This window comes from Papillibacter cinnamivorans DSM 12816 (assembly GCF_900176335.1).
GTDB lineage: Bacteria > Bacillota > Clostridia > Oscillospirales > Oscillospiraceae > Papillibacter > Papillibacter cinnamivorans.
The window spans coordinates 1-8,596 of record NZ_FWXW01000018.1 but is presented as its reverse complement, the minus strand read 5'-3'; the positions used below and the strand labels follow the sequence as shown (position 1 = coordinate 8,596).

The following is an 8,596-nucleotide window of genomic DNA, read 5'->3' as shown; positions in this document are numbered from 1 at the left end:
ACCGCAAAACCGAACGAGACATATTATCTGATGGATGAAAAAAAGCTGCCGACGGACGCCCTTCTGAGAATGACGGCGGGCGATGCATCCGCGCTGGACGATTTTGCAGTAAAACAACTTGAGGCAAAAAGCGGAAGACCGGTTGCCGAAAGTTGGAAACTGGCGGAGGCGGACGGCGGCATCGGCGTTTATCTGGTTCTGTACGAGGCGAAGGGGAACGACCTGCTGGCGAGCATAGCGGTGAGGACCCCGGATGAAACCATCTCTAAGGAATATCCCGCACAGCTTAACGGATCTTCCGCCTGGAGAGTGGACGACGGGGGTACCCTTACGGCGAAGCTGTTCAACGTGCTGTTTGCGGCAAAGACCGATACGGATATTTATATCGGAATGGAGTGGATCGGCGCGGAGGGCAAAAACGCGTTTATACTCCAACAAAACGGGGATGCTCTGGAGGAGGCGGATATCCGCTTTTACCGATATACTGCAATCGCCTGATCTGCGTATAAAATGTTTACTGAATAAACCGCTTTTCGGTTTATTCGCACGGCTATCGCCGCATTATATAAGACGATAGTATCACGGAAGTTCAGCAAGGCTGCGGCCGCCGCGATATCCCGTATGCGGCGGCCGCAGCCTTTGTGCAAAAGAGAGGCTGCAGCGAAGCGCAATTTGCGCCCGCTGCAGCCTCAGGTTTCGCTCTTTGCTCCCAAACGTCCGTTTTTGTCCCATTGAAGCTTTTGCAGGCGTTGTTCAAACCGGAAATGAAACCATTTACCAAAAGCGGGAATTCCTCGACAAGAGCTCAGGACATCCCGGAAGCACCCCCGCGCTTTTCCCGGAATAAAATACGGTGCGGGCTGCTGTGTAAAGGAAAGGAGATTCTCTTGAGAAAGCACTATGGGAAGAAAACCGGCCGCCGCAGAGCCCCGTCCAGAAACGGCCTCGTCAAATGGATTGCGGGATTTGCGATGTTAAACGGAGCAATCTGGCTTTTTATGTCGTACGTCCTGGCATACTGCGGCACAGAAAGCCTGCGGGCTCTCTGTGTTACGCTTGCGGCGGAAGTCATCGGAGCTGCGGCGGTTTACCAGATCAAAGCCCCTTTGGAAGGCCCGGATCAGAGAAGGGAGCGGGATGGCGCCGTAAACAAGAGGAAAGAAGATGAAAAGGATGAGGAGGAATAAAGGTGGACAGTTTGCTTGGCTATATTCTTGATGCGCTGCTGGTGCTTGCTTTGGGCGTCACGGTAAAATATCTGATCCCATGGATCCAGTCACTGATTACCAAGCAGAACCTTTCGGTTCTGACCAACTGGGTTCAGGCCGCTGTCGCCGCGGCGGAACAGACCATTCAGGGGTCCGGCCTGGGCGCGCAGAAAAAGGCTTTCGTGGTGAACCTGCTCCACGAACTGGGCATTTCGGTGGACAGCACGGTGGACGCGCTGATCGAGGCCGCGGTGAAAAAGCTCAACGACACCGCGGCGGTTTTATCCGCCCTGGCCGCCATCGGCGAACCCGGGGAAGAGCAAACCTGAAAAACGGAGATAAACGAAGGCTTTTTTTCGGGTCGGACCCGTTTTACGGATAGCCTCCGGCAGGATCATATGAATTCATCCAGGGAGGAGGACAGAATGTCCGAAAAGAGCAAACCCTCCGGCTGGGCGGAAGAAGCCGCCCAATGGGCCGTGGAAAACCGACTGTTCCTGGGAGATGAAACGGGAGATTGCAGATGGCAGGATACCGTTACCCGGGAGCAGCTTGCGGTGATACTGCTGCGGTATCACAAGCAGTTTCATTCCTGACGTTACCTGCAGCGGGGTCCGCGTTCCGCCGGCATCTGCCGGGAGGATGCGGACCCCGCCTCAGGGGAGGGGCGAGGCATGCAGCCGCTGCGCAGGACCGACGGAAAGGAGAGACGGTTTTCCGATATCCGGCCGGAAGCCGGACTCCGCCGCAGGATTAAAAACCGGATGGCCCGCTGCCGGTGAAAATGGTGACAAACCGAACGGAATAGAGGTCGCACATGATATTGTTTCGCGAGTTCACATCCTGCAAAACAAAATAGTTGACGCCGACTTCGATAAGAATCCCGGATTTATCCACGTACGAACTGTTGCCCAGAATGAATTCCGCTCTCACGCTGCGCCCGATATTCTGCGTCAGGTAATACGGGATGTAGCCCCGCTCCGCGGCGGGCGGCGGCCCCTGCTGGCTGGCGGGAGGAGTGACATAGACGGTGTCATACTGGACCTGGGGAGCGGCGGGCGGCGGACTGGCGGCGGGAGGATCCGGCATCTGCGTACGGGCGGCCTGCCGGGAGGAACTCTGATCCACCACTCTGTTTCCTACCCAGTTGATACTGTTGTTGGCCATACTCTATTACCACCTCATTTATTATGTTTGCGCATAGGAAGGCATGGGATTATAAAAACAGTGCTGATTGATCCGCGTGAACCAATACCCGTTTCCGTTGGGTGGGAAAAAATTCGGGCACTGGGGCATAAAGGGATTCATGTACCACAGGGCGTCCGAGCCGGTACCCAAATGGATTCCGCCGTTCATCGCCCAATCGGCGATCTGATAGTGGACCGGATCGGGCGTCAGAACCCAGACGTTCTGATTGTTGGGAACTCCTCCGATGGTAACCTTATAGCAGGAAAACTGGCAGGCCTGCTCAATCACTTTGCGGAGATTTCCCTGGCACACGGTGTGATACTCCCCGTAAGGGACCCGAACCCGGTTCATCACCACCGTCGCCACGGCCTTCATTCCGTCCTCACCTTCGCCCCCCGCCTCGCACTTGATCAGTCTGGCAAACAAATCTCTGGTATCCACCGCTTTCACCTCAGTATCACGATATTCCGCTTTTTACGGATTGCTACACCGATTTTGACCGAATTCCGGAAAACTTAATAAAAGAAGCAGGATATTCCGAAAACGGCGGTCCGGAATATCCTGCAGATGGGAAACACAAATGCGATACTTCTGCCGGGAGCGCAGGCCCAAAGGGCGCCTTCAGGCGGTGCCCGACTCGTCCGCGCGGATTTCTTCCGTTTCCGCGAGGCGCTCCACCAGAAGCATGGCCTGTTCCCGCGTCAGCGGAAAAGCGGGGAGAAAGCTCCGGCCGGTTCCCTGCATCAGGCCTCGCTCATAGGAGGCAGCAACATAGGGAAGGGCCCAAGCGGAAATCTGACCCGCATCCTCATAAGAGGGAAGAGGACAGGACAGATCGATTTCCCCTTTCAGACAGGAAAGGAGAGAGCAGAGAAATTTCGCGCCCTCCTGGCGGGTGAGGGGATCGTCGGGAGCGAAGACGACGGAGGATTTTCCTTTTGCAATGCCCAAAGAAAACGCCGTATTGATCTGGGACTGATAAGGATGCCCCTCGATATCGATGAAATCGGAGCTCGCCGTCTCCGGCAGCAGGCCGCCGGCGTAACCGTAGTAATTGACCAGCAGCGCCACGAATTCCCCCCGGGTGATCCCGCTGCCGAAAGAGGTGAGAAGGGAGACGGGAACGATCCCCCTGCCGTAGAGCAGCCGGAGACCGCCCTGTGCCCAGGAGGAGCTCTTTGAAAAATCCACCACCGTGAAGGAAACCGAGGCGGAAGCCTGGCCGGAATCCGCCGCCGTGGCGGTGACGGTTACCGTGCCTCCAGAAACGGCGGTGACAAAACCGGCGGCGGAAACCGTGGCCACGGTTTCATCGGAGGAGGACCAGACAACGCCGGTGGACGCCCTGGACTCGGGAGAAAGAGAGACGGAAAGTAGGCAAGTGTCCCCTGGAAAAAGAAGCGCGTCGTCTCCCTCCGGCGGGGACAGCAAAGAAACGCTCTCCACCCCGGAAAAATCCGCCGGGGACACGGGATGCTGCGCAACGAAACCGGAAGTGAGGTATTTGCTGTCCCGGGTGTGATTCGGAAAATTCTCCGAACCCTTCAAAAAATACGAATGGGAGAGAACACCGCCGGCGGAATAGCCCGAATCCCAGGTAACGTCCAAGTTGTACCAATACCGTCCGATTCTGACGATGTTCCAGGCGTGGTCTTCCCCACGGCTGGCGCCTGAAACAATCCGGATGGAAACGCCCAGCTCGGTGAGCATTTTATACAAAAGAAGGGCATACCCCTGGCAGACCATTTTTCCGGTGGTCAGACCGTCGTAAACGGAATAGTTTTTTAGCGAGTAATCATTTAAAAAATGTACGCATATATAGTCATAGACTGTCCTTATTTTTATATAGTCCGAGGCGCCGTAAACCTGGAGTTCCTCCAGAATTTCCGAAACGCGGAGATCTATGTACCGTTCTTCCTCCGACGTAGTGAGATATTCGAAGGTAAACTGAAAGGGATACTGATTTTCTCCTACCACGTAGTCAAGAGAAAAGGCCATATTTTTCATGCTGAATTCCAGGTAGTCTCCATTGCCGGAGCCGGACCCCGCGGCACAGACCTGGTCCATCAGAGTGGGAAAATCCGTGTACACGTCGCCGAGCCTGCCGGAATAATTCACGCAGAAGGATGCGTCGCGGGAAAGCAAATGGCGGTTGATCGTCTCGAGGAAGGCGGCTTTATCGGAAACCTGGTCGATGCCGGATGCGCCGGAGCCGGCGGCCATGGCGGACAGGCTCCCGGAAAATACCGAGAAAAGTATGGCGAAGGCAAGCGCCAAACCGGTACAGCGCTTAAGATTGTTTCCTTTTTTAGTCATATCGGCCGTCCTTTATCCTTGTATTCTGTATGTTCTGCTTTTGCCGGAGCGCGTCCGCGTCCGGCGGGCTGAAACGGCACCCCGCGCGGGCATCGGGCATTTGCTTCCATTGTACCATATACGAAACTGGATAAAAAGACCGCACATTCCACCAATTACACCTGACGTATGGATAAAAAAGTAACCATTCTGTAATTGCATTTTATGGCCGGGGCATTATATAATCAGTACACAAAGTGCCGTCCAGGTCAGGAATGCGGACGGCATCTTATTATGGCGAGGTGGAAAAGACGAGTATGTTTCAGGATTCCGCTCCGGAAAACGCCGGAACGGGCGGGACGCCCAAAAGAAAAGGAACAAAGGCGCTTTGGATTGTGCTTGCGGTGATTCTGGCCGCCGCCGGCCTCACTTTCGGCGCGCTTTGTTATCTGTCCGCAAGCAGCACGGATATTTTTCCCAATACTTACATCATGGGAATCCCCGTGGGAGGACTGTCCCGTGAAGAGGCGGTTTCGGCCCTTACCCGCGATATGGAGGGGCAATACGCCGGCAAGTCTCTGACGGTCCGTTTCCCCAACGGGGACATCACCATTTCCGCAGAGGATGCCAAGCCGGAAATCGACGAGGCGGCGGCTGCCGAGGCGGCCTACCGGTACGGCAGGCAGGGCAACATAACCGAAAACGCGGTGACGTATCTCTTTTCGCTGTTTCAGGACCACACGGTGGATACGGAATTCTCCGTGGACCAGGACTACATCAATCAGCAGATCTCCTACGCCGCCGAGCGCAACAACGTAGCAATGCTCCCATATTCCTACGTGGTGTCGCGGGAGCGCCTTCTCATTACAAAGGGCAGAACCGGGCGGACGGTCAACGAGGAGGGGCTGCGGGAGGCGGTATATACCGCGTTTCAGACCGGGAACTTCGATCCCGTCGCCTGCGAGCTTTCTCTGGCAGAGCCGGATCCCATCGATCTGGCCTCGCTGCAGCGCCAGATTTATACCGCGCCCTCGGACGCCTATTTTGACGGGGAGACGCAGGAGATTGTGAGCAGTATCACCGGAGTGAATTTCGACCTGGCCCAGGCACAGACTCTTCTGGACAATACGGCGGCGGGCCAGGTGGCGGAAATCGACCTGATCCTGACGGAGCCGGAGATGACGACGGAAGAGCTGGAGACGGTTCTGTTCCAGTTTGTTCTGGGCGAATGCACCACCAGCGTCAGCGGGACGGCGGCGAGAATCAGCAACGTGAAGCTGGCGGCATCCATCATAAACGGCAAGATCATCATGCCGGGGGGCGTTTTTTCCTATAACGAGACGGTGGGCAAGCGGACCGTGGAGCGGGGATTCCAGGCGGCGCCCGCCTACGTCAACGGCCTTACGGTGGACGAAATCGGGGGCGGCGTGTGCCAGGTGTCCTCCACGCTGTACCTTGCCACTCTGCGTTCCAACCTGGAAATCGTAACCCGTTACTGCCACACCTACCGGGTGGCCTATATGCCCTACGGCATGGACGCCACGGTGAGCTGGGGAGGACCGGACTACGAATTTAAAAACAATACGGACTATCCCATTAAAATATACGCCAAGGAGGCCAACAATTCCCTCACCATCCAGCTGATCGGAACCAAGACCGACGACACCACAGTGAAGATGGAGTATAAAATCCTCGCCACCATCCCGTACGAAACGATTGAAAAGACGGACTCGACCCTGGCCCCCGGCACTAAAAAGGTGGACATCACCGGCTACACGGGGTACAAGGTGGAAACCTATCGCTGCCTGTACGACGGAGACGGCAACCTCATCAGCCGGACGTTTGAAGCGTCCAGCAATTATAAAAAGCGGGATAAGGTGGTCCTGGTGGGCCCCGTTCCCGTATCCACCAGTCCCGAGCCCAGCTCGGAGCCGGCGGTGGAGCCGGTGGTGACCGACCAGCCGGAGGCAAGCCCGGAGGCCACCCCGGAGACAACGCCAAGCGAAAGCCCGGCGCCGTCGGAGACGCCGGAAACGGGCGGAGAAACCCAGGGCGCATAGGCGTCGGGCCTTTTGCCCGCAGGCAGGAGGGACTATATGAAAAAATCATCCAGGACATTCCGGGAGATTAAACAGGAAGCCAAGAAGACCCTGACGGCAAATTTCCGCCTCTGCATCCTGCTGACACTGATCGTCGTGGGGATTCATCTGGCGATGTGGTATTTGAGAACCCGGTATTCCGCGACGATTCTCCTGAATGTATACGCCGCCGGGGAAACCGATGTAGGGAATTTCTTTTCCCTGACGGAGGAGGGGATCCGGTTCGGCCTCCGGTTTGACTTGCTGGATACGGTGATCGCCAGCACGATCACGCGTTCCCAGATGATTCTTTTTTTCCTGTCCCAGGTTTTGATTTTTGCCGTCACCGCGCCCGTCATCCTGGCCGGAAGCGAGATCTATTACGCCCTTGCCTCCGGCTTAAAGCCTGGACTCAAGGACATATTCAAATGGTACGGGGATCTCCGGTATTCCGGACGAGCTATGGGCCTGCGGTTTTTGCTGGGCCTGATCCAATGGGGCCTGCTGGCTGCGTTTGCGGGAATCCCTATAACCTTTCTCTGGTGGGTCAGCCTGTCCGACGGCGCGGCACCGGGGTCTGCCGCGGGCATTTTGCTCCGGGCGCTGCTTGTGCTGATGCTCCTGGGAATGGTACTGGCCACCATGATTTCCTGGTCCTTTCTGCCGGCGCACTATATTCTGACCACCGATCCTGCGGTCTCGGTCCGGGAGGCGATTTCCAGGACAAACCGGTTCATGCGCGGCCGGATGGTGCGTTTTTTCCTGTTCCGTCTGTCCTTTGCGCTGTGGTACCTGTTGTTTCTGGTTACGTCCGGAGCCGCAATTTTCTATGTGTATCCTTACCTGGAGCTTGCCTCGGCCGGCTTCGTGCGGGATCTTGCCGGCGAAAGCGGAGAATCGGAGCTGCGGGAAGAATAGATCCCCTGCTTGTGCAATCTGCGGCTGCGAAGGACCGAACTGGTCCGGCGCGGCCGTTTTTCTTTTTTTTGTATTGACAAAACCGCGAATTTAAAGGGTTTTTCCCGGAGTAATCGGGAAAAATATTGTAAGACCGCCGGTATCAGTGGTATAATAACCGCAAGCGGTTTATTATACCGGGCCTGACGGCGCGGCCGCCTCGCCCGCAAGGAGCAACCGGCGGCGATGCCGTATGCCACAAAACGCTTTGCGTTTGTGGTATAAGAACCGCAAGCTGTTATTATACCGGGCCTGACGGCGCGATTTGCTCCCGCCCTTCGGGCGGAACCGCAAACGATGCCAAACACCACGGAACGCGTCGCGTTTCGTGGTATATACTATCGTATCGGCCGAACTGCGGCCGTTTATCCTTTCGCGGCCCGTTCGGGCGCGGAGGGAGCAAACATGAAGGAGGAACCCCCATGAGCCCAGAGAAGTATTACATCACCACCCCCATCTATTATCCGTCGGACAAGCTGCACATCGGGCACACCTACTGCACCGTGGCAACCGACGCGATGGCGAGGTACAAGCGAATGCAGGGGTATGATGTCATGTTCCTCACCGGGACGGACGAGCACGGGCAGAAGATCGAGGAAAAAGCGCGGGCTGCGGGGCAGACCCCCCAGGAATTCGTGGACCAGATCGTGGCGGGCATCCAGAGCCTCTGGAAGCTGATGAACATCTCCAACGACCGCTTCATCCGCACCACCGACCCGTACCATGTGCAGTCCATCCAGAAGATCTTCCGCCAGCTTTACGAAAAGGGAGACATCTACAAATCCACATATAAGGGCAAATACTGCACGCCTTGCGAGTCCTTCTGGACGGAAACCCAGCTGGTGGACGGGAAGTGCCCCGACTGCGGCA

Annotated in this window: 10 protein-coding genes; 7 read left to right on the top strand and 3 right to left on the bottom strand. The window is 56.4% G+C overall.

All coding sequences use genetic code 11. The features are described 5' to 3' along the window. The 4 genes from B9A13_RS14195 to B9A13_RS14190 all read left to right on the top strand — a co-directional run. Window positions 1-498 (top strand): hypothetical protein (locus B9A13_RS14195; protein ID WP_159448163.1); only part of this gene is annotated, 498 nt, incomplete at its 5' end. A 389-nt stretch (window positions 499-887) separates the two neighbouring features. Further along, the gene (locus B9A13_RS13775; RefSeq protein WP_143807044.1) at window positions 888-1,187 is read left to right on the top strand and encodes a hypothetical protein; all 300 of its coding nucleotides are present in this window, start codon (window positions 888-890) and stop codon (window positions 1,185-1,187) included. A gap of 2 nt (window positions 1,188-1,189) precedes the next feature. Further along, window positions 1,190-1,537, top strand: a complete 348-nt coding sequence (locus tag B9A13_RS13770) for a phage holin, LLH family (RefSeq protein ID WP_159448162.1) — start codon at window positions 1,190-1,192, stop codon at window positions 1,535-1,537. 96 nt (window positions 1,538-1,633) lie between these two features. Then, a complete protein-coding gene (locus B9A13_RS14190) occupies window positions 1,634-1,804 on the top strand; it encodes a hypothetical protein (RefSeq protein ID WP_159448161.1) in 171 nt (56 codons plus the stop codon). 157 nt (window positions 1,805-1,961) lie between these two features. Here B9A13_RS14190 and B9A13_RS13765 read toward each other — a convergent pair whose 3' ends face one another. The 3 genes from B9A13_RS13765 to B9A13_RS13755 all read right to left on the bottom strand — a co-directional run bounded on the left by B9A13_RS13765 (window position 1,962) and on the right by B9A13_RS13755 (window position 4,712). Next, on the bottom strand, window positions 1,962-2,375 hold the full coding sequence (locus tag B9A13_RS13765) for a hypothetical protein (protein WP_084235728.1): 414 nt from the start codon (window positions 2,373-2,375) through the stop codon (window positions 1,962-1,964). Window positions 2,376-2,396: 21 nt separating this feature from the next. Further along, the gene (locus B9A13_RS13760; protein WP_423241272.1) at window positions 2,397-2,846 is read right to left on the bottom strand and encodes a cell wall hydrolase; all 450 of its coding nucleotides are present in this window, start codon (window positions 2,844-2,846) and stop codon (window positions 2,397-2,399) included. Between the two features lie 171 nt (window positions 2,847-3,017). Further along, a complete protein-coding gene (locus tag B9A13_RS13755) occupies window positions 3,018-4,712 on the bottom strand; it encodes an S-layer homology domain-containing protein (protein ID WP_084235727.1) in 1,695 nt (564 codons plus the stop codon). A 296-nt stretch (window positions 4,713-5,008) separates the two neighbouring features. Between B9A13_RS13755 and B9A13_RS13750 the strand changes: the two genes are divergently transcribed. The 3 genes from B9A13_RS13750 to B9A13_RS13740 form a co-directional block, all read left to right on the top strand. Beyond that, complete coding sequence (locus B9A13_RS13750) at window positions 5,009-6,751, top strand: VanW family protein (RefSeq protein ID WP_159448160.1); 1,743 nt, start codon at window positions 5,009-5,011, stop codon at window positions 6,749-6,751. A 36-nt stretch (window positions 6,752-6,787) separates the two neighbouring features. Beyond that, the gene (locus B9A13_RS13745) at window positions 6,788-7,687 is read left to right on the top strand and encodes a DUF975 family protein (protein WP_084235725.1); all 900 of its coding nucleotides are present in this window, start codon (window positions 6,788-6,790) and stop codon (window positions 7,685-7,687) included. A 461-nt stretch (window positions 7,688-8,148) separates the two neighbouring features. Then, the coding region (locus B9A13_RS13740) for a class I tRNA ligase family protein (protein WP_143807043.1) at window positions 8,149-8,596 on the top strand (448 nt) is incomplete at its 3' end.

What these genes read in the sequence shown, in the direction of transcription:
- B9A13_RS13745 (WP_084235725.1), top strand. Translation starts at nt 6,788, where the DNA reads ATGAAAAAATCATCCAGGACATTCCGGGAGATTAAACAGGAAGCCAAG.
- B9A13_RS14190 (WP_159448161.1), top strand. Translation starts at nt 1,634, where the DNA reads ATGTCCGAAAAGAGCAAACCCTCCGGCTGGGCGGAAGAAGCCGCCCAA.
- B9A13_RS13750 (WP_159448160.1), top strand. Translation starts at nt 5,009, where the DNA reads ATGTTTCAGGATTCCGCTCCGGAAAACGCCGGAACGGGCGGGACGCCC.
- B9A13_RS13765 (WP_084235728.1), bottom strand. Translation starts at nt 2,375, where the DNA reads ATGGCCAACAACAGTATCAACTGGGTAGGAAACAGAGTGGTGGATCAG.
- B9A13_RS13755 (WP_084235727.1), bottom strand. Translation starts at nt 4,712, where the DNA reads ATGACTAAAAAAGGAAACAATCTTAAGCGCTGTACCGGTTTGGCGCTT.